Here is a 20,292-nt window from a genome sequence, read left to right on the forward strand (position 1 = left end):
TGCCTGTGTCCCTGGTTTGCACCTGATTGCCCTGGAGTGTGTCTTGCCTGTCCCGAAAGTCCCCGACAAAGGCAGCGTCACCCGGCGGGGGTTCGGAGTGCTGCGGGTCGCGATCTGGGAGGAGCCGGGCATCTTCGCGCTGTCGGTGCTCGCCAGCATGCTGTACGGCGGGATGACGGTGGCCGGCGGCTGGGCGCTCGGCTGGTCGACCGATCACGTGATCCGGCCGGCGTTCGAGAGCGGGGAGACCACCGGCGGGGCGATCGCGACGCTGATCTCGCTGTTCATCGGGATCGCGATCCTGAACGCGATCGGCGTGGTCGGGCGGCGCCTCGGGGCCGGCGTCATGCAGTTCCGCCTGCAGGCGACGTACCGCCGGCGGGTGACCCGGCAGTACCTGAAGCTTCCGCTCGAGTGGCACCACCAGCACTCGACCGGCATGTTGCTGTCGAACGCGAACGCCGACGTGGAGTCGACCTGGTTCGTGATCGCGCCGCTGCCGATGGCGATCGGGGTCATCGCGATGCTGGTGTTCGCCACGATCGCGATGTTCGCGGCCGACGTCTGGCTGGCCCTGGTCGGCTGCCTGGTGTTCCCGCTGGTCTTCGTCGCGAACGTGATCTTCCAGCGCTACCTGCAGCCGCTCGCGACCCGCGCGCAGCAGCTCCGCGCCGACGTCTCCGAGGTCGCGCACGAGTCGTTCGACGGCGCGCTCGTGGTGAAGACGCTGGGGCGTGAGGCGGCCGAGACCGAGCGCTTCCGCGGCCCGACGAACGAGCTGCGCGACGCGAACATCGCGGTGAACAAGGCCCGCGGCATGTTCGACCCGGTGATCGACGGACTGCCCCGGCTCGGCGTGCTCGCCGTACTGCTGGTCGGGGTCGGACGGGTGCGGTCGGGCGGCGCGGACGCCGGCGACGTGGTGCAGGTGGCGTTCCTGTTCACGCTGATCGGGTTCCCGATCCGGGCGCTCGGCTGGGTGCTCGGTGAGCTGCCCCGGTCGGTCGTCGGCTGGGACCGGGTGCAGCGCGTGCTGACCGCCGAAGGTGGCATGGAGTACGGCGAGGCGCGGCTCACGTCGACGAAGGCGGCCAGGCTGCAGGTGGCCGGCGTGCGGTTCGGGTACCTGCCCGAGCGCGACGTACTCGCCGGGATGGACTTCACCATCGAGCCCGGACGGACCGTCGCGGTCGTCGGGCCGACGGGTGCCGGCAAGTCCACGTTGACCACGCTGCTGACCCGGCTGGTCGACCCGGAGCAGGGCGCCGTCAAGGTCGACGGTGTCGATCTGCGAGACCTGGCGCGGGACGAACTGGCCGGCTCGGTGGCGCTGGTGGCGCAGACCGCGTTCCTGTTCGACGACACGATCCGCGGCAACATCACGCTCGGCGGGGAGTACAGCGACGACGACGTCTGGGACGCGCTGCGGATCGCGCAGGGCGACGGGTTCGTGAAGTCGCTGCCGGATGGTCTCGACACCAAGGTCGGCGAGCGCGGTACGACGCTGTCCGGTGGGCAGCGGCAGCGGATCGCGCTGGCACGCGCCCTGGTACGGCGGCCGCGACTGCTGATCCTGGACGACGCGACGAGCGCGGTCGACCCGCAGGTCGAGGCACGCATCCTGGCCGGACTGCGCACCGCTGTGCAGGACGATGCCGGAGCGGCGACGACCGTGCTGGTGATCGCATACCGGAAGGCGACGATCTCGCTCGCCGACGAGGTGCTGTTCATGGACGACGGCCGGATCCAGGCGCACGGCACCCATACCCAGCTGCAGGCGTCGACGCCCGCTTATCGGGACCTGGTCGACGCCTACGAGAAGGACGCCGAGCGTCGCGAGGAAGAACTGGAGGCGTCCGCGTGAGCGCCGCTGAAGCGAGTCGGTTGGACCACGGCGACAACGCGGGTGGGCTGCAGACCCTCAAAGACGGACTGAAGGTTTCACCTGAGCTCGCCCGCGGGTGGTGGGTGACCGGGCTCCTCGCGTTGACGATGACGGCCGGGCGGATCGTCGTACCGATCGCGGTGCAGCAGACGATCGACAAGGGGCTGTCCGGCGCCGGCGGTCCGGACATGTCGTACGTCGCGTGGATGTGCCTCGTCTGCGCGCTGGGCGTGATCCTGACCGCGGGAGCGTCGTACCTGACGACTGTCCGGCTCGCGGTCAACTCGGAGTCCGGGCTGGCGACGATGCGGATCAAGGCGTTCCGGCACGTGCACGATCTGCCGGTGCTGACGCAGAGCACCGAGCGGCGTGGCGCGCTGGTCAGCCGGGTCACGTCCGATGTGGACACGGTGTCGCAGTTCCTGCAGTTCGGCGGGTTCATCTTCATCGTCAGCCTCGGGCAGATGGCGCTCGCGACCGTGGTGATGTTCTTCTACTCGTGGCAGCTCGCGCTGGTCGTGCTGCTCTGCTTCATCCCGCTGTTCGCCAGCCTGAAGTACCTGCAGCGCGCGATGTCGGCGGCGTACGGCGTGGTCCGGGCGAAGGTCGGCGAGATGCTGTCCGCGATCTCGGAGCCGGTCGTCGGCGCGCAGGTGGTCCGCTCGTACGCGATCGAGAAGCGGACGCAGGACCGGATCGACGCGTCGATCGAGGACTACCGCAAGACCGCGACCAAGGCGCAGGCGATCACCGGTCTGACGTTCTCGATCGGCGGCCTGGCGGCCGGTCTCGCGAACGCGGGCGTCCTGACGGTCGGCGTACTGCTCGGGGTCGACGGCAAGGCGACGCTCGGCGAGCTGCTCGCATTCATGTTCCTGGTCTCGCTGTTCTCGGACCCGGTGCAGATCGCGACGCAGGTGCTGACCGACGCGCAGAGCGCGTTCGCCGGCTGGAGGCGGGTGCTCGGCGTGATCGCCACGCCGGCCGACGTCGTGGACCCTGGCGACGAAGGCGTGAAGCAGGCCCGTGGGCCGATCACGGTCGAGTTCGAGGACGTCGATTTCGCTTATCCGGAAGGCGAGCTGGTACTGCGTGACGTCGACGTACGGATCGAGCCGCACCGGCGGGTCGCGGTCGTGGGCGAGACCGGATCCGGGAAAACGACGTTCGCGAAGCTGCTGACCCGGTTGATGGATCCGACGGCGGGCGCGGTCAAGCTCGACGGGGTGGACGCGAAGGACATCTCGTTCGAGTCGCTGCGCGAGCGGGTCGTGATGGTGCCGCAGGACGGGTACCTGTTCGACGCGTCACTGGCCGAGAACGTGCGGTTCGGCCGGCCCGAGGTGACCGATGCCGAGCTGGTCACGGCGTTCGAGTCGCTCGGACTGACGGACTGGCTGGAGTCGCTGCCGGACGGACTGCAGTCCCCGGTCGGGCAGCGCGGTGAGTCGTTGTCGGCGGGGGAGCGGCAGCTCGTCGCGCTCGTCCGTGCGAACATCGCGGACCCGGATCTGCTCGTGCTCGACGAGGCGACCTCCGCGGTCGACCCGGGCACCGAGGTACGGGTCAACGCCGCGCTCGAGCGGCTGATGGCGGGGCGTACCTCGGTGACGATCGCGCACCGGTTGTCGACGGCCGAAGCGGCCGACGAGGTGCTGGTGTTCGACGACGGTGAGATCGTCGAACGCGGACCGCACGCCGAGCTGGTCGGCGCCGGCGGCGTGTACACGCATCTGCACGACAGCTGGATCGCCCAGCGAAGCGCAATGTGACTGTCCGGCTGACCAGGAAATCTCCTGGTCAGCCAGACACATGCATCAGGGGTAGGTCAGGGAGTCGGGGCAGTGCCGGCGCCGGGCTGCGGCACCAGGAGGAACTCGACACCGCCCTTGTCGTCGACCGCCGCGTCCAGGATCTTGTCGTCGAGCGCGTTCGCGGCGTTGTGCTCGAGGAATACCCGTGCACCCGCCTCCTCGACGACCTGGTCACCCGGTTGCGGAGCCTCTGTCGTGGTCACCGCGAGTGCCGGATCCGCCGGGTTCTCCTGCGAGATCCGCACCCCGGCCCCTTCCGGCGCGCCTTCGACCCCGGTGATGCTCTTGATCACCAGCGTCGCGTTCTCTGTCAGGGTCAGCACAGCCACTCCATCCGTCGGTTAACACTTGAGTCCGTCCCGTGCCCCCACCGCCGATCCGCAAACCTTGAGCACCCACCAACCACGAACACGCCACCAGATCGGCTGACCCGTGCTCAAAGTCAGGCTGCGTCGGCGTGCGGGGGTGGTACTACGCGCCAGCGCGGGGGATCGCCGGGGCGGGCCTGTCCGCGGGCGAAGGCCGATCGAAGGCGGGCGATCAGGTCGGAGCGGGGATCGACCACGTCCTCCCAGCGGAAGTGGACGAGTTCGACACCGCGATCGGCGAGCCGCTGATCCCGGCGATGGCTCTTGCGCAGCAGGCGCCTGCGCTCCTGAGGAGTCTTCGCCTCGTACTTCGCGAGCCCGTCAGCCTCTCCGACGGTCCGGAACCAGGGCCACCAGAAGTCGACCCGCTCGAGCATCCATCCGACCCCGTCGAAGAACTGCACCTGCAACAGCGGGGCAGGTAGTCCGGCCGCGGCGAACACCGACCTCGCGATCGACTCCAACACGGACTCCGACGCAGGGTCGCCGAACGCGATGGCGGCGTGAGCGCGCCGGATCCCGGGCCAGCGTTGCTGGCGTTCCGCGACCGCCAGCAGGTCGTCGACCGACGTACCCCTTCGCAACGCGTCGTCGACAGTGACAATCGATTCACGCAGCGGCAGTTCACGGGCGAGGTGGTCCTGGCCATGTTGGTGACCGGCAACCACCCGTGACGCGACAGATCCGCAGTCGGCAGACCTGCACGGCGTACGACGACGTCCGTACGGCGATGATTGCGCCTGGCGTCGGGCGGACGGGTCAGCCAGGTAGCGTCGACCGGCGCTGCGGACCGTCGACCGGTGTCGGTCCACGTGGCGAGACCGGCCAGGCGGGCCGCGCTGAAATGACTCACGACCGAGCCTGGGTACGCCGCCTGGGCGCACGCGATCGCCGCGAGGTCCTCGTCGACTCGTCCGTCGAGATAGTGCCCGTGATGGTGCCTCAGCGCGCCTCGCCGGACGAGCCGCCGGAGATCGGCATCACTCAGTCCCAGGTCGCGCAGCGCCGCGCGCCGCTGTGGATTCCGCGCAACCACGAGCAGCCGTGCGCGGACGTCGTACCCCAGCCGATCCATCCCACCACCCTGCCGCCCCACCCCCACCTCCGCACCCCACCAACGCCGGCCTGTGGATATCCACTTTGAGCACCCACCAACCAACTTTCGCCGCTCAGATCGGTTGGTGGGTGCTCAAAGTCGGGGAGGGGTGGTTGGTGGGTGCTCAAAGTGGGGTGCGAACTGTCGGCGGCATGGTGTGGGATCGGGGTATGGCGATTGCTTTGGAGACGGCGGGGATCGGTGAGCTGGGCGAGGTCGTAGCGGTGTTGCGGGAGTGGCAGCGCGAGGACATGCCGCTGCAGTTGCATCCGGGGGATCTGGGATGGTTCTGGCGGTTCGGTGACGAGGCGACGGCGGCCGCGACGCGGGTCTGGCGGCGGGACGGGGAGATCGTCGCGGTGGGGATGCTCGACGAGCCTGACTGGCTGCGGATGTCGATCGCGCCGGAGCTGCAGCGGGACGACGAGTTGGCGCGGCGGGTCGTGGAGGACGTGTCGACGCCGGAGACCGGTGTACTGATCGACGGCAGGGTCGCGGTCGAGACGCCGATGGGGGCGCTGGTTCAGGACCTGCTCTTCAAAGACGGGTGGGACGCTGACAAGCCGTGGGTCCCGTTGCAGCGGAGCCTGAGCGGGCCGGTGCCGGATCCCGGCCTGCGGGTCGACGTCGTCGGTGCGGAGGACGCGCACGAGCGCACCGCCGTGCAGCGAGCGTCGTTCGACGGGTCGACGTTCACCGACGACCGCTGGTTCGCGATGGCCGACGGCCTGCCGTACGCCGATGCGCGGTGTCTGATCGCGCGTAACAAGACTGGTGAGTCCGTGGCGGCCGCGACCGTGTGGTCAGCCGGGGAAGGGCGTCCCGGCTACCTCGAGCCGATGGGCGTGCACCGGCTGCACCGCGGGCGCGGCTACGGGACGGCGATGGTGCTTGCGTGCGCGCGGGCGTTGCAGGAGCTGGGTGCGTCGAGCATCTACACCTGTACGCCGGCCTCCAACGAGGGCGCGGTCGCGACGTACCGGGCCGCCGGTCTCGAGCCCCAGCCGGAGATCCGGGCGCAGAACCGCAACGCCTAGGCGGTGGCGACGTCCTCCGCGGCCCGGAGCACACGCAGGATGTTGCCGCCGGCAAGCTTGCCGAGGTCCTCGTCGCTCCAGCCGCGGTCGGCCAGCGCGCCGAACAGCACCGGGTACGACGACACATCGGGCAGCTCGACCGGGAACTCCGGGCAGCCGTCGTAGTCACCGCCGACGCCGATGTGGTCGATACCCGCCACCTCGCGGACGTGTTCGACATGCTTGACCACGTCCGCGAGCGTGATGTCGGGCCGCGGTACGTCGTACAGCTTCTCGACCTCCTCGCGGTGCTCCTTGCCCTCGAGCCCGCGCTCCTTGGCCAGCGCGTGCATGCCGTCGAGCCAGTCGACGTACGCCTGCGAGACGAAGTACGGGACGAACGTGACCATGCAGACGCCGTCGTTGGCGGCCAGCGTCTCGAGCACGTCGTCGGGCACGTTCCGCGGAACGTTGCAGACCGCGCGCGCCGACGAGTGGCTGAAGATCACCGGCGCGCTCGTCACCCGGAGCGCGTGCCGCATGGTGTCCGCGGAGACGTGCGAGAGGTCGACCAGCATGCCGATCCGGTTCATCTCGCGGACGACCTGCTCACCGAAGTCGTTCAGCCCGCCGAGCACCGGCTCGTCCGTCGCGGAGTCGGCCCAGGACACGTTGTCGTTGTGGGTGAGCGTCATGTACCGCACGCCGAGCTCCCGCATCACCCGTAGTACGCCGAGGGACTCGCCGATCGAGTGGCCGCCCTCCATCCCCATCAGCGAGGCGATCCGGCCGGCCTTGATCGCCGCGTCCACGTCATCGGCCGACGACGCGAGCTGCAGGTCGTCCGGGAAGCGCTCGACGAATCGCCGGACGAAATCGAGCTGCTCGAACGTACGCCGTACCGCGTGCTCGTCCTGCGGCACCCACAACGACCAGAACTGGGCGCCGACGCGCCCGGCCCGCAGCCGCGGCAGGTCCGTGTTCAACTCCGGCACCGAACCGCCCAGGTCGTAGGCGTCCAGGTCGTAGTTGCACAGCTCGTAGAACGCGATCGGCAGGTCGTTGTGCCCGTCGATCACCACGTACTCACTCGTCATCCCACCATCTTGTCAGCCGACCTGTCAGCGCGCTGGTCAGCCCGTGGTCGGTGCTGCCGATCAGATCGGGGACAATGGGTCGGTGAACATCGACGAGTTGACCTTCGACGCGGCCGGGTTGATACCGGCAGTGGTGCAGCAGTACGACACGCGCGAGGTCCTGATGGTGGGCTGGATGAACGCCGAGGCGGTGCGCCGCACCGCGGAGACCAAACGGGGCACGTTCTGGTCCCGCAGCCGGCAGCAGTACTGGGTCAAGGGCGAGACCAGCGGCCACCGTCAGCACGTGAAGCAGATCCTCGTCGACTGCGACGCCGACACCCTGCTCGTCCTCGTCGACCAGGAAGGTCCCGCCTGCCACACCGGCACTCGCAGCTGCTTCGAGAACGGCGAGATCGAGGTGGCGGCGTGACGGTTCCGGAGCTGGAGACCTTCCGCGAGTACGCGAAGGACCGCCGGGTCATCCCGGTCACCCGGCGGCTGCTCGCCGACGCCGAGACGCCGATCGGTGTCTACGGCAAGCTTGCGGCCGAGCGGGAGGGCACGTTCCTGCTCGAGTCGGCGGAGAACGGCGGGGTCTGGTCGCGGTACTCGTTCATCGGCGTCCGCTCCGCCGCGGCGCTGACCGAGCGCGACGGCGAGGCCGTCTGGACCGGCAACCCGCCGGTCGGCCTGCCGCAGACCGGTGACCCGCTGAAGGCGCTCCGCGAGACGCTCGAGATCCTGCACACGCCGCGCCTGCCCGACCTGCCGCCACTGACCGGCGGCATGGTCGGCTTCCTCGGGTACGACGCCGTCCGCCGCCTGGAGCGGTTGCCCGATACAACGACCGACGACCTCGGCCTGCCCGAGCTGACGTTCCTGTTCGCCACCGACCTGGCCGCCCTCGACCACGAGACCGGCGAGATCTGGCTGATCGCGAACGCGGTCAACTGGGACGACTCCGACGAGCGCGTCGACGAGTCGTACGCCGACGCGGTCCGCCGGCTCGACGAGATGGAGCGCGACCTCGCGCAGCCCACCCCGTCGTACGTCGTCCGCGCCGACCGGCAGGCGCAGCCCGACCCGCACCGGCAGCGCTCCAGCGCGGAGTACCGGGAGGCGGTCGAGCACGCCAAGGAGGAGATCCGGGCCGGCGAGGCGTTCCAGATCGTCGTCTCGCAGCGGTTCGAGCTGCAGACGACCGCGAGCGCCCTGGACATCTACCGGGTGCTGCGAAGGTCCAACCCGAGCCCGTACATGTACCTGGTCCGCCTCGACGGCTTCGACATCGTCGGCTCGAGCCCGGAGGCGCTGGTCAAGGTCACCGACAACAAGGTGATCCTGCACCCGATCGCCGGCACCCGCCGCCGCGGCGCTACGCCGGAGGAGGACCACGCGCTCGAGGAGGAGCTGCGCGCCGACGCCAAGGAGCGCGCCGAGCACCTGATGCTGGTCGACCTCGGCCGTAACGACGTCGGCCGGGTCTGCGCGCCCGGCACGGTCGAGGTGGTCGACTTCATGACCGTTCGCCGGTACAGCCACGTGATGCACCTGGAGTCGACGGTCACCGGGCAGTTGGCGGCCGGCAAGACCGCGTTCGACGCGCTCACCGCGGCGTTCCCGGCCGGAACGTTGTCCGGGGCACCGAAACCGCGGGCGATGGAGATCATCGACAAGCTCGAGGTCACCCGGCGCGGCGTGTACGGCGGCGTGGTCGGCTACCTGGACTTCGCCGGCGACGCCGACACCGCGATCGCGATCCGGACCGCGGTACTGCGTGGCGGGACGGCGTACGTGCAGGCCGGCGCCGGGATCGTCGCGGACTCCGACCCGGCCTCCGAGGACGCCGAGTGCCGGACCAAGGCGGCCGCCGTACTGAACGCGATCGCGGTCGCGGGAACCTTCAGCGACGTATGAAGCCGCAACGGACGGTAGACCTGCTCGCCTTGGTGGCGCTGGTGCTGCTCGGCCTGTCGGGCTATCTGACCTGGGTCTCGGCGAACCCGGGCAACGGGCGCGCCGACGTGGTGTTCAACGGCTACACGATCACCAAGGCGCCGGTCACGCTGGCGCTCGCGTCGGTCGTCGCCGTGGTCGTCACCAAACTCGCGGGTACGGCGCTGCGCCGGGTGCTAGGCGCACTTGTCGCGTTGTTGGGCGCGATCGCCGTCGTCGTCGCGCTGTTCGTGCGACCCGACGGCGCCGAGCTGAGCAGGCTGCGGCCGGAGCTGAGCGACGTACTCGCCGACCAGGTCACGCAGACTCTCGGCGTGGCGCCGTGGTTCGCCCTGGCCGGCGGGATCGCCCTGGTCGCGGCCGGGCTTCTGACGGTGCTCACGGCGCACAAGTGGCGGCGACCCACTGCACGATACGAGCGTGATCCGGCCGCCTCACCGGCGGATCAGTGGAAGGCGATCGACGCCGGGGAGGACCCGACTCTCTGATCGCGGCGGGCTACCGCCACAATAGGACGGGACGACGAGGAGGAGTGGCGCCAACTATGGACAATACGGTGGCGGATCAAGGAGCGAGTCGGATCGACGAGGAGGCCCCTCACGATCTGCACGGCAACAGCCCCGCGGCGTGGACCGCGGTGGTGATCGTGCTGGTCGCGTTCACGCTCGGCGCCATCGCCATGGTGCTCGGGCCGAACTGGGTGCTGTTCTGGATCTCGGTCGCGATCGCGGTGCTCGGTGCGCTGGCCGGCAAGGTGCTGCAGTTGCTGGGCTTCGGGGTCCCGACTGACGGCGACCACTGAGGGGCGGACGGACATGACTGTGCTTGACGACATTCTCGCTGGGGTCCGCGAGGACCTTGCGGAGCGCCAGGCGCGGGTCAGCCTGGACGATCTGAAGCAGGAGGCCCAGCGCAAGCCCGACGCCAAGGACCCGATGCCCGTGTTCCGTGGTGACGGGATCGCGGTGATCGCCGAGGTGAAGCGGTCCAGCCCGTCGAAGGGCGCGCTGGCCGAGATCACCGACCCGGCCGCACTGGCCGGGGAGTACGAGCTGGGTGGCGCCGCGGCGATTTCGGTCCTCACCGAAGAGCGCCGGTTCAACGGCAGCCTCGACGACCTGCGCGCGGTCCGCGGCCGGGTCGACGTGCCGGTGCTGCGCAAGGACTTCGTGGTCTCGTCGTACCAGCTCTGGGAGGCCCGGGCAGCCGGCGCCGACATGGTGCTGCTGATCGCGGCCGCGCTGGAGCAGGAGGCCCTGGTCTCGCTGATCGAGCGGGCGCACTCGATCGGGCTGTGCCCGCTGGTCGAGGTACACGACGAGGAGGAGACCCGGCGTGCGGTGGACGCCGGCGCTCAGCTGATCGGCGTGAACAACCGCAACCTGAAGACGCTCGAGGTCGACCGGGACACGTTCGCGCGGGTCGCGCCGACGATCCCGACCGAGCTGGTCCGGGTGGCCGAGTCCGGCGTCCGCGGGCCGCATGATGTAATCGAGTTCGCGCGCGCCGGGGCCGATGTCGTCCTCGTCGGTGAAACCCTGGTGACCGGCCGCGATCCTCGCGCCTCGGTCGCCGATCTCGTCGCCGCCGGATCGCACCCCGCAATCCAGCAGCGGCACTGACCTCTCCTCCCGGTCCAAACGGGTAGGGGTAGTGACTCTCCCGAGCCGTCTGGGCCGGGTTGGAAGGTTTTGTCGGATGTCTACTGTGCTGCCCGACCAGTTCGGGCACTTCGGCCGTTTCGGCGGCAGGTTCATGCCGGAGGCGCTGATCGCGCCGCTCGACGAGCTCACGACCGCGTGGCGCGAGGCGATGGCCGACCCGGAGTTCACCGGTGAGTTCGAGCGGATGCTGCGCGAGTACATCGGCGCCCCGAGCCTGCTGTACGACGCGACCCGGCTGTCCGACGCGGCCGGCGCGCGGATCCTGCTCAAGCGCGAGGACCTGAACCACACCGGCGCGCACAAGATCCGCAATGCGATCGGCCAGGCGCTGCTGACCAAGCGGATGGGCAAGCCGCGCGTGATCGCCGAGACCGGCGCCGGCCAGCACGGCGTCGCCACGGCGACCGCGTGCGCGTACCTGGGCCTGGAGTGCGTCGTCTACATGGGCGAGGTCGACACCGAGCGCCAGGCGCTGAACGTGGCCCGGATGCGGCTGCTCGGCGCCGAGGTGATCCCGGTCAAGACCGGCAGCCGGACGCTGAAGGACGCGATCAACGAGGCGCTGCGCGACTGGGTCGCCAGCGTGGACAAGACGCACTACATCCTCGGTACGGCGGCCGGCTCGCACCCGTTCCCGGCGATGGTGCGCGACTTCGTCCGCGGGATCGGCGACGAGGCGCGCGAGCAGTCGCTCGAACTGCTCGGCAAGCTGCCGGACGCCGCGGTCGCGTCGGTCGGCGGCGGGTCGAACGCGATCGGCCTGTTCACCGCGTTCATCCCCGACGAGGACGTGAAGCTGTACGGCATCGAGCCGGGTGGCGACGGGTTCGAGACCGGTCGGCACGCGGCCACGATCACGGCCGGGCAGGTCGGCGTACTGCACGGTGCCCGGTCGTTCCTGTTGCAGGACGAGGACGGGCAGACGATCGAATCGCACTCGATCTCCGCGGGCCTGGACTACCCGGGCGTCGGGCCGGAGCACGCGTGGCTGGCCGAGACCGGGCGCGCGTCGTACCGGCCGATCACCGATGCGGAGGCGATGGACGCGTTCCAGCTGCTGTCCCGGACCGAGGGCATCATCCCGGCCATCGAGTCCGCGCACGCGGTCGCCGGCGCACTCGACATCGCCAAGGAACTGGGGCCTGAGGCAACTATCCTGGTGAACCTCTCCGGTCGCGGGGACAAGGACATGGACACGGCCGCCACCTGGTTCGGCCTCGGCGGGAAAGAGGCCTCCGGTGAGTGATGTGGTTGCCCTGGGCAAGGCCGGGGTGGCGATCCGGAAGGCGAACGACGCGGGTCGCGGTGCCCTGGTCGGGTACCTGCCGGCCGGCTTCCCGACGTACGACGGGGCCGTCGACGGGGTCAAGGCGATGATCGACGGCGGTGCCGACGTGATCGAGCTCGGCCTGCCGTACAGCGACCCGGTGATGGACGGTGTCACGATCCAGCGCGCCACCGAGGTCGCACGGGCCGGCGGACTGCGGACCCGGGACGTGCTCAGCACGGTCGAGAAGCTCGCGGCGTACTCCGACGTCCCGGTGCTCGTGATGACGTACTGGAACCCGATCGAGCGGTACGGCGTGGACCGGTTCGCGGCCGACTTCGCGGCCGCCGGGGGAGCGGGGCTGATCACGCCCGACCTGATCCCGGACGAGGCCGCGGAGTGGATCGCGGCCGCGGACAAGCACGACCTGGACAAGGTGTTCCTGGTGTCGCCGTCGTCGACCGACGAGCGAATCCGGATGACCACGGCCGCCTGCCGCGGGTTCGTGTACGCGACCGCCGTGATGGGTGTCACCGGCGCCCGGGACAAGCCGTCGGAACTCGCGGCACCGCTCGTCGCCCGGACGAAGGCGGCGACCGGACTGCCGGTCGGCGTCGGCCTCGGGATCTCGAACGGCGACCAGGCGGCCGGGGTGGTGGCGTTCGCGGACGCGGCGATCGTCGGCGCGGCGTTGGTCAAGGCGCTCGAGGACGGCGGCCCGGCCGGTGTCCGCGCGCTGACCGAGGACCTCGCCGAGGGCGTCCGCCGGGAACCTCGCACGCCCGCCGAACGTTAGAACCGCCGTGAGTCGAACCAGGAACGCGGTCGTTCTGCTGGCCGCGGTGGCTCTGCTCGCCCTCGCGGGCTGCAGTGGCAAGGAGCAGAAGGCCGACAACCCGGGCGGGGCGATCATCCGCAGCAGCCAGGACCCGAACGGGCTGCGTGGCGCCACGCTGGACCGGCCGTACGCGATGCCCGCGACCACCTTGACCGACACCGGGGGGAATCCGTTCAACCTGGTCACGTCGACGAAGAAGCCGGTCACGCTGGTGTTCTTCGGGTACACGAACTGCCCCGACGTGTGCCCGACGGTGATGGCCGACGTGGCGTCCGCGCTGACCAAGCTGGACCAGTCGGTGCGCGATCAGATCCAGATGCTGTTCATCACCACCGACCCGTCCCGGGACACCGGCCCGGTGATCCGCAAGTACCTGGACCGGTTCGACCCGTCGTTCACCGGGCTGACCGGGTCGCTGGCGTCGATCAAGGACGTCGCGAAGGCGGTCGGCGTGCCGGTGGAAGGGATGCAGAAGCTTCCTTCCGGAGGGTACGAGGTCGGTCACGGAGCGCAGGTGATCGGCTTCGGCAAGGACGACAAGGCGACCGTGATCTGGCTGTCGAACGCGGCCATCGGTGACCTGGCGCACGACTTCGGGAAGCTGGTGGCGGACAACCAGTGAAGGTTTGGTTCCCGTGGATCTCGCTCGCTGCCCGGCTTGTGCTCGGCGGCGTGATGCTCGTCGCCGGCGCGTTGAAGGTCACTGATCCGGAGACGGCCGCCCAGGCGGTCCGCGCGTACGAACTGCTGCCGTCGGCGCTGGTGCAACCGGTCGGCTGGGGCCTGCCCTTCCTGGAGATCGCGATCGGGTTGCTGTTGATCGTCGGCTTCGGTGTCCGCGCCTCGGCCGTGGCCGCGGGTGTTTTCATGATCGTGTTCATCGCCGCGGTGTCGTCCGCCTGGGCTCGCGGCCTGTCGATCGACTGCGGCTGCTTCGGCGGCGGCGGTCAGGTCGCCGCGGGCCAGACGAAGTACCTGCAGGAGATCCTCCGGGACGTCGGCCTGCTGGCGCTGGCTGTCTGGCTGTGGTGGCAGCCCGTCAGTAAGTTCGCTGTCGTAGCTGAATCACAAGGACCACAAGGAGTCACCGCGTCGTGAGCAACACCAATCCGCTGCTGCAGCAGAAGCGCCGGATCTCGCCAGGGATCATCGTGGTCGTCGTCCTGGTGCTGGCGCTGGTCGGCGGCGTCGGCGTGCAGTACTACCGCGGTCACTCCAAGGTCGAGGTCAGCTCGAACGGCCGGCCCGAGCCCACGGTCATCACCGGTCCGGGGACGTCCGGCAAGGGCGTCACGGTCGGCAAGGCCGGCGCCAAGGTGAACATCGACCTGTACCTCGACTTCCGCTGCCCGCACTGCGCGGAGTTCGAGGAGGCGAGCGGCGCGACCATCGACAAGCTCGTCCAGGACGGTACCGCGACGCTGACCTACTGGCCGCTGCAGTTCGTCAACCCGGATGCCTCACCGCGGCTGGCCAACGCCTTCGCCGCCGCGGCCGCGAACGGCAAGGCGCTGAGCTTCGCGGACGAGATGTACGGCGACTTCTCGAAGTCGTGGACCACGGACCAGCTGATCGAGCTGGGCAAGCAGCTCGGCGTCGGCGACGAGAAGTTCCAGCAGGCGTTGCAGGACAACACCTACGCGGGCTGGCTGGAGTCGGTGGGCAAGGCGGCCGACGATCGCGGTGTGACCGGGACTCCGACGGTCTACGTGAACGGCAAGCAGTTGCCGGCCGACCAGCTGAGCTCCGACGGCCTGCAGGACGCCGTCGACGCGGTCGCAAGCTGAGGCCCCATCGTGACCGTGCGTTTCTGGCAGTGGTCTGGCGGGTCGAGTAGCGTTCCCCCTTGCCATGTCTAGTCTGATTCCCGCCGTGATGGTTCCGGCGTTCATCCCCAGCCCGAGCCAGGGTGTCTGGCACGTCTTCGGCCTTCCGATCCGCGCGTACGCGTTGTGCATCCTGGCCGGCATCTTCGTCGGTTACTGGCTCGGCCGCCGCCGCTGGGTGGCGCGCGGCGGGTCCGCGCCGGTGCTCGCCGACATCATGTTCTGGGCGATCCCGTTCGGGTTGGTCGGCGCACGCATCTACCACGTGGTCACCGACGCCGAGCTGTACTTCGGCGAGGGCCGGCACCCGATCGACGCGCTGAAGATCTGGCACGGCGGGCTCGGCATCTGGGGTGCGGTCGGCTTCGGCGCGCTCGGTGCTTGGATCGCCTGTCGGCGCGCGAAGGTGCCGTTCCTGGCGGTCGCGGACGCGATGGCGCCGGGGATCGCGCTGGCGCAGGTGTTCGGCCGGTTCGGCAACTACTTCAACCAGGAACTCTTCGGTCGCCCGACCACCAAGCCGTGGGGCCTGGAGATCTCCCCCGAACACCGCCCGGCCGGCTACGCCGACTTCGCCACCTTCCACCCGACGTTCCTGTACGAGGCCGTCTGGAACCTGGGCGTCGTCGCCCTCGTCATCCTGGTCGACCGCCGCTACAAACTCGGCCACGGCCGCGCCTTCTTCCTGTACGTCGCCGGCTACACCGCGGGACGCGCCTGGATCGAGAACATGCGCATCGACACGGTGAACCACTTCCTCGGCCTCCGCCTGAACGTCTGGACCGCCCTCATCCTGTTCGTCCTCTCCGTAGCCGCCTTCATCATCAGCGCCAAGCGCCACCCCGGCCAGGAAGACATCTCCACCGGCCCCGCTGCCGGCAAGCCCACTCCCACCGAGCAGCCGACGGACGCCGAGCAGGCTGTCGATGAAGCCCCGAAGGTGGATGCGGACGAGGAAACTCCTGATGTGAGCCCGGCAGAAAGCTCGACCGAAGCGCCAAAGGTTGAAGTCAAGAACGGTTCCGAGTCTGATGGGGCTCGTGACTGAGACGCCTGATGTGTCGGCTGAGCATCACGGGGACCACACCCACCGTGATGTGAACGGCGGCTGGCTGCGACCCGCGGTGTTCGGGGCGATGGACGGCCTGGTGTCGAACTTCGCCCTGATCGCCGGCATGGACGGCGGCACCAGCTCCGGCTCGAAGTTCATCATCCTGGCCGGCCTCGCCGGGCTGGCGGCGGGTGCGTTCTCGATGGCGGCGGGGGAGTACACCTCCGTCGCCTCCCAGCGCGAGCTCGCCCACGCCGAGATCGAGGTCGAGCGCAAAGAGATCAAGAAGCACCCGATCGACGAAGAGATCGAGCTCGCCGAGACCTACCGCGCGAAGGGCCTCGACCCGGACCTGGCCAGCAAGGTCGCCAAGCAGTTCCACGCGAACCCGGAGCAGGCCCTCGAGGAACACGTCCGCGAAGAGCTCGGCATCGACCCCGGCGACCTCCCGAACCCGGTCCTCGCGGCCGCCTCGTCGTTCATCTGCTTCGCGATCGGCGCCTTCATCCCGCTGGCGCCGTACCTGTTCGGCGCGGGCAGCGTCGTACCGTCCCTGATCCTGTCCCTGACCGCGCTGTTCGTCTGCGGCGCGGTCGTCTCCCGCGTCACCAGCCGCTCCTGGTGGTACTCCGGGCTCCGCCAACTCCTCCTCGGCGCCGCCGCAGCCGGACTCACGTACTTCGTCGGCACTCTCGTCGGCCCCGGAATCGGCTGACGCGCAGCCCACGGGGTATCGCCGGCGCTACCCCAACAGTCGATCCAGCGTGATGGTTCGCGCCTGGCAGGTCCACCTAGCGTGAGCCCATGACGTCGACCACCTTCCTCCGCCCGTGGCAGGCGCTGACCTCCGCCGCGACCGCCACCACGGCACTCGTCGTCGCCTTCGTGCTGGCTCCCGCCGCGCTGGCGAGCACCCGGGCGACCAGCGGCCTCGGCAGCGAGGCGAACCTCATCGCGACCTTCCGCAGCGCTTTCGTCGGTTACTGGCAGACCGGCAAGGCCGACTTCGGCCCCGAACTGCAGCCGGTCGTCGACTACTGGTTCCGCTACCACGTAGCCAAGGCGCTGCTCGCCGCTGCGTTGCTGATAGCGCTCATCGCCCTCGGCTCGCTGAGCTGGCGGGCGTTTCTTCGCGTCGGCGGTCTTCGGGCAGCGGCTCTCGCAGTGAGCGGCGTCCTGTCCACCGCTCTCGCGGTCGTCTCGCTGGCAGCCGTCATGGCCAACATCCATGGGATGGCGGCCCCGTTCGGCGCCCTGCTGCCGATGCTGTTCGGCGCTCCCAAAGCCTCAGCAGGCCCGCTCCCGGACGCGCTGGCCCAGGTCCGGCAGCAGCTCGCCGACGGGCAGAGCTCACCCGCCCTCGAGATGATCCGCAGCGACTACGTCAAGTTCCACGCGGTGATGGCCGTCGAGGGCACGATCGTCGTCATCCTGCTCGTCGTTCTCAGCGTCCTGCTGTGGCGCGGCTTCACGAGGACGGATCGGACCGAACGCCGGTCCAGGCGCCTGCTGGCGGCGTACGGCGTCGTCGTCCCGCTGCTGGCGCTGACGCTGGCCGTCATCGTGGTGGCGAACGCGACCACGGCCGCCCACCCGCTACCCGGCCTGGAATCCTTCTTCGCCGGCGGCTGGTAGCTGCTGGACGATCGGCCTGCTCTGCGTGAACAGCCCGCTGTAGGCGTTCAGAGCAGGCTGGCCGCCGAGGTGGGCGTAGAGGACGGTGGAGTCCTTCGGGATGTCGCCGTTGCGGATGAGGTCGATCAGGCCCGCCATCGACTTCCCCTCGTACACCGGGTCGATGATCATGCCCTCGAGCTGCCCGGTCAGCCGGATCGCGTCCAGCGTCGACTGCACCGGGATGCCGTACTCGTTCCCGGCCCAGCCCTCCAGCACCGTGATCTCGTCGTCGCGCAGCTCGCGTCCCAACCCGATCAACGCGGCCGTCGCCCGGGCGATTCGCTCGACCTGATCCCGCGTCTCCCGCAACTTCGCGCTCGCGTCGATCCCGATCACCCGCCGCGGCCGGTCCTGCCCGGCGAACCCGGCGATCATCCCCGCGTGCGTCGACCCGGTCACCGAGCAGACCACGATCGTGTCGAAGAAGACCCCGAGCTCGCGTTCCTGCTGCTCCACCTCGTCCGCCCACTGCGCGAACCCGAGCCCGCCGAGCCGGTGGTCCGAGGCGCCGGCCGGGATCGCGTACGGCGTACCGCCGCGCGCCTGCACGTCCTCGAGCGCCTGCTTCCAGCTGTCCTTGAACCCGATCCCGAACCCGGCCGGATCGAGCCGCACCTCGGCCCCCATGATCCGGCTGAGCAGGATGTTGCCGACCCGGTCGTTGAGCGCATCCGGCCAATCCACCCAGTTCTCCTGGACCAGCACCGCCTTCAGCCCCACCTTCGCGGCGACCGCGGCGACCTGGCGGGTGTGGTTCGACTGGTAGCCGCCGATCGACACCAACGTGTCGGCGCCTTGCGCGAGCGCGTCCGGGATCAGGTACTCCAGCTTCCGCGTCTTGTTCCCGCCGTACGCGAGCCCCGAGTTGCAGTCCTCCCGCTTCGCCCACACCTTCGCCCCACCCAGATACGCCGACAACCGCTCCAACGGATGCACCGGGCTGGGCCCGAACAGCAACGGATACCTGGGAAAGTCGGCGAGAGTCATGCCGCCCAGCCTAATCAGCCGGTACGGCGCGAGGACGGTCGCGCATCGGCCAAATCGATCGCGCAGGAACCACGGCTGCACTAGCGTCGCCCGGGTGTTTCCACGCGAGATCGACGTCCCACCGCCCGCCTATCTCGAACAACTCGGCACTCGCTTCGCCCACTTCGGCGCCCAGGACTCCGGCAACATCTCGTACGGCGTCCAGACCGCCGACACCCGGTACTTCGTGAAAACCGCCGGCGACCCGGCCGACACCCAGGCCTTCCTCGACTTCGACGGTCGGGTAGCCCTCCTCCGAAACGCCGCCGAGATCGCACACTCGGTCGACCACTCCGCCCTGCCGACCCTGCGTGCGGTCATCGAATCGCCGGCCGGCCCGGTGCTCGTCTACGACTGGCGCGACGGCGATCTCCTGGGCACCGTCCTCGACCGCTTCACGGCGCTCCCGACCGAGGAGATCCTCACCGCGCTCGACACGCTGTACGACCTCCACGCCGCCCTCGACGCCGCCGGCTGGGTCGAAGGCGACTTCTACCACTCCTCGATGCTCTACGACTTCCCGACGCAACGCCTGACGGTCATAGATCTCGACAGCTACCACCGCGGCCCGTTCGTGAACACGATGGGCCGCATGTTCGGCTCCAGCCGCTTCATGGCACCCGAGGAGCACGTCCTCGGAGCCCCGATCGACACCCGAACCACTGCCTACGTGATGGCGCGCACCGCCCGGATCCTCCTGACCGATACACCCCCACCTCTCCAGGACGTCCTCACCGAAGCCACCACGACCCGCTTCCCGACCTATGCCTCGTTCCACACCGCCTGGCTGACCGCCTCGTCCACAATCCCCGCCAACCTCCCCAACCGCTCAACGTGATCCCCGGCGTCCACCTGCCCAAGCGCCCACGCAGCGCGTGACACCCCGGTGTACGCCGCCACCAACACAGCCCCACGCCGTACGTCGCCACCGTGCGCGGCAACCAGCTCGTCCAGCGGCGTATCCACGGCGAGCACCAAGTACCCGAGGTCGAAGCCAGCCGGCCCGAGCCCGAACTGCTCCCAATCGATGGCTACGACGTCCTCGCCGTCTCGACCGAGCAGATTCACCGGATGCGCGTCCCCGTGCGTCGGGACCCGCGGCAGCCCGTCCAGCACTGTCAGCGCGGCCTCCCGCCGTCCCCAGAGCTCGTCGATCGCCGGTGAACCCAGACCGGCCCGAGCCAGCGCATGCCATCCGCCACGCCTCTCCACGGTCCGCAGACGGTCCCGTAGTACGTCCCGAGCACCCCAGCCAGGCTCGGCCACCGGAGAGCCCGCGAACCGCCCCAGAGCCTCAGCCAGCCCCTCTCCGGTCCACTCCGCGGCAGGTGTGTAGGCCATCCGCAGCGTGATCCCCGCCGAATCACGCTCGACCCCCAGACAGGCCGGCGCCCGCAGACCCGGCGTACCAGCCACGACGCCGGATTCGGCGACCAGCGCCTGCCGCTCCCAGTAGGCGTGATGACGTGGATCCTCGACGCCGGGGAGCAGGCGCTTGACCACCTGACCGTCGGGAGTCAGCCAGACCCCACCGGTGGCCTGACCGGTGCCGGAGGTGAGTGGTTGCCAGTCGGGGGAGGGCTGCCAGGGCATAGGGACGGCCTATCAGGATCGGGCGGTCTCAGCAGGTGAATTTCCGATGGATCGGGTGGTTGCGGGAGCGGTGGGCTGGGAAGATGGGAGGCTAGTAGTGAGCGCTTGCTTACAGTGGGTCATCAAGGCGTTTCAC

General features: G+C 69.6%; 23 protein-coding genes. 18 read left to right on the top strand and 5 right to left on the bottom strand.

Going from position 1 to position 20,292, the window contains the following annotated elements; all coding sequences use genetic code 11:
* Positions 1–43: 43 nt before the first annotated feature.
* Together OHA10_RS27535 and OHA10_RS27540 are read left to right on the top strand one after the other, a co-directional pair.
* Entirely contained in the window at positions 44–1,864 is a 1,821-nt protein-coding gene (locus tag OHA10_RS27535; protein WP_371401653.1) for an ABC transporter ATP-binding protein, read from the top strand.
* Positions 1,861–3,657, top strand: coding sequence for an ABC transporter ATP-binding protein (locus tag OHA10_RS27540; RefSeq protein WP_371401654.1), 1,797 nt, complete (start codon positions 1,861–1,863; stop codon positions 3,655–3,657). The genes OHA10_RS27535 and OHA10_RS27540 overlap by 4 nt, the downstream gene beginning before the upstream one ends.
* A gap of 56 nt (positions 3,658–3,713) precedes the next feature.
* Here the strand turns inward: OHA10_RS27540 and OHA10_RS27545 are convergent, their stop codons facing one another.
* Both OHA10_RS27545 and OHA10_RS27550 read right to left on the bottom strand, forming a co-directional pair.
* Positions 3,714–4,022, bottom strand: coding sequence for a Fe-S cluster assembly protein HesB (locus tag OHA10_RS27545; protein WP_137254685.1), 309 nt, complete (start codon positions 4,020–4,022; stop codon positions 3,714–3,716).
* 119 nt (positions 4,023–4,141) lie between these two features.
* Positions 4,142–4,735, bottom strand: a complete 594-nt coding sequence (locus OHA10_RS27550) for a hypothetical protein (protein ID WP_371401655.1) — start codon at positions 4,733–4,735, stop codon at positions 4,142–4,144.
* Between the two features lie 2 nt (positions 4,736–4,737).
* Between OHA10_RS27550 and OHA10_RS27555 the strand changes: the two genes are divergently transcribed.
* Complete coding sequence (locus OHA10_RS27555; protein WP_371401656.1) at positions 4,738–5,211, top strand: hypothetical protein; 474 nt, start codon at positions 4,738–4,740, stop codon at positions 5,209–5,211.
* A gap of 122 nt (positions 5,212–5,333) precedes the next feature.
* Positions 5,334–6,200, top strand: coding sequence for a GNAT family N-acetyltransferase (locus tag OHA10_RS27560; RefSeq protein WP_371401657.1), 867 nt, complete (start codon positions 5,334–5,336; stop codon positions 6,198–6,200).
* On the opposite strand, the gene OHA10_RS27565 is transcribed toward OHA10_RS27560, so the two are convergent.
* Positions 6,197–7,276, bottom strand: coding sequence for a dipeptidase (locus tag OHA10_RS27565; protein ID WP_371401658.1), 1,080 nt, complete (start codon positions 7,274–7,276; stop codon positions 6,197–6,199). The two genes, OHA10_RS27560 and OHA10_RS27565, sit on opposite strands and share 4 nt — an antisense overlap.
* Positions 7,277–7,358: 82 nt before the next feature.
* Between OHA10_RS27565 and hisI the strand changes: the two genes are divergently transcribed.
* The 13 genes from hisI (at position 7,359) to OHA10_RS27630 (ending at position 17,495) form a co-directional block, all read left to right on the top strand.
* Positions 7,359–7,688 (top strand): phosphoribosyl-AMP cyclohydrolase, encoded by a 330-nt coding sequence (gene hisI / locus OHA10_RS27570; protein WP_371401659.1) that lies wholly within the window; start codon positions 7,359–7,361, stop codon positions 7,686–7,688.
* Positions 7,685–9,175 (top strand): anthranilate synthase component I, encoded by a 1,491-nt coding sequence (locus tag OHA10_RS27575; RefSeq protein ID WP_371401660.1) that lies wholly within the window; start codon positions 7,685–7,687, stop codon positions 9,173–9,175. Before hisI ends, OHA10_RS27575 begins: the two co-directional genes overlap by 4 nt.
* Positions 9,172–9,702: a Trp biosynthesis-associated membrane protein gene (locus OHA10_RS27580; RefSeq protein ID WP_371401661.1), complete on the top strand. Its 531-nt coding sequence runs from the start codon at positions 9,172–9,174 to the stop codon at positions 9,700–9,702. The genes OHA10_RS27575 and OHA10_RS27580 overlap by 4 nt, the downstream gene beginning before the upstream one ends.
* A 56-nt stretch (positions 9,703–9,758) precedes the next feature.
* On the top strand, positions 9,759–10,016 hold the full coding sequence (locus OHA10_RS27585) for an HGxxPAAW family protein (RefSeq protein WP_137254691.1): 258 nt from the start codon (positions 9,759–9,761) through the stop codon (positions 10,014–10,016).
* Positions 10,017–10,029: 13 nt separating this feature from the next.
* On the top strand, positions 10,030–10,836 hold the full coding sequence (gene trpC, locus OHA10_RS27590) for an indole-3-glycerol phosphate synthase TrpC (RefSeq protein ID WP_371401662.1): 807 nt from the start codon (positions 10,030–10,032) through the stop codon (positions 10,834–10,836).
* A 76-nt stretch (positions 10,837–10,912) separates the two neighbouring features.
* Positions 10,913–12,124, top strand: coding sequence for a tryptophan synthase subunit beta (gene trpB, locus OHA10_RS27595; protein WP_371401663.1), 1,212 nt, complete (start codon positions 10,913–10,915; stop codon positions 12,122–12,124).
* A complete protein-coding gene (gene trpA, locus OHA10_RS27600; protein ID WP_371401664.1) occupies positions 12,117–12,941 on the top strand; it encodes a tryptophan synthase subunit alpha in 825 nt (274 codons plus the stop codon). The genes trpB and trpA overlap by 8 nt, the downstream gene beginning before the upstream one ends.
* A 7-nt stretch (positions 12,942–12,948) precedes the next feature.
* Complete coding sequence (locus OHA10_RS27605) at positions 12,949–13,605, top strand: SCO family protein (RefSeq protein ID WP_371401665.1); 657 nt, start codon at positions 12,949–12,951, stop codon at positions 13,603–13,605.
* Positions 13,602–14,081, top strand: coding sequence for a MauE/DoxX family redox-associated membrane protein (locus tag OHA10_RS27610; protein ID WP_371401666.1), 480 nt, complete (start codon positions 13,602–13,604; stop codon positions 14,079–14,081). Before OHA10_RS27605 ends, OHA10_RS27610 begins: the two co-directional genes overlap by 4 nt.
* Positions 14,078–14,770 (top strand): DsbA family protein, encoded by a 693-nt coding sequence (locus tag OHA10_RS27615; protein WP_371401667.1) that lies wholly within the window; start codon positions 14,078–14,080, stop codon positions 14,768–14,770. Before OHA10_RS27610 ends, OHA10_RS27615 begins: the two co-directional genes overlap by 4 nt.
* A gap of 64 nt (positions 14,771–14,834) precedes the next feature.
* Positions 14,835–15,857 carry a prolipoprotein diacylglyceryl transferase gene (gene lgt, locus OHA10_RS27620; RefSeq protein WP_371401668.1) on the top strand — a complete coding sequence of 341 codons (1,023 nt, stop codon included), beginning with the start codon at positions 14,835–14,837 and terminating at the stop codon, positions 15,855–15,857.
* Complete coding sequence (locus tag OHA10_RS27625; RefSeq protein WP_371401669.1) at positions 15,850–16,575, top strand: VIT1/CCC1 transporter family protein; 726 nt, start codon at positions 15,850–15,852, stop codon at positions 16,573–16,575. The genes lgt and OHA10_RS27625 overlap by 8 nt, the downstream gene beginning before the upstream one ends.
* A gap of 89 nt (positions 16,576–16,664) precedes the next feature.
* Positions 16,665–17,495, top strand: a complete 831-nt coding sequence (locus OHA10_RS27630) for a hypothetical protein (protein ID WP_371401670.1) — start codon at positions 16,665–16,667, stop codon at positions 17,493–17,495.
* On the opposite strand, the gene OHA10_RS27635 is transcribed toward OHA10_RS27630, so the two are convergent.
* Positions 17,457–18,524 carry a 1-aminocyclopropane-1-carboxylate deaminase gene (locus OHA10_RS27635; RefSeq protein WP_371401671.1) on the bottom strand — a complete coding sequence of 356 codons (1,068 nt, stop codon included), beginning with the start codon at positions 18,522–18,524 and terminating at the stop codon, positions 17,457–17,459. The two genes, OHA10_RS27630 and OHA10_RS27635, sit on opposite strands and share 39 nt — an antisense overlap.
* A gap of 94 nt (positions 18,525–18,618) precedes the next feature.
* On the opposite strand from OHA10_RS27635, the gene OHA10_RS27640 reads away from it, so the two are divergent.
* On the top strand, positions 18,619–19,401 hold the full coding sequence (locus OHA10_RS27640) for a hypothetical protein (protein ID WP_371401672.1): 783 nt from the start codon (positions 18,619–18,621) through the stop codon (positions 19,399–19,401).
* On the opposite strand, the gene OHA10_RS27645 is transcribed toward OHA10_RS27640, so the two are convergent.
* A complete protein-coding gene (locus OHA10_RS27645) occupies positions 19,326–20,156 on the bottom strand; it encodes a phosphotransferase (RefSeq protein ID WP_371401673.1) in 831 nt (276 codons plus the stop codon). The two genes, OHA10_RS27640 and OHA10_RS27645, sit on opposite strands and share 76 nt — an antisense overlap.
* Between the last annotated feature and the right edge of the window lie 136 nt (positions 20,157–20,292).

Origin of the sequence: Kribbella sp. NBC_00662 (assembly GCF_041430295.1) — a bacterium.
GTDB lineage: Bacteria > Actinomycetota > Actinomycetes > Propionibacteriales > Kribbellaceae > Kribbella.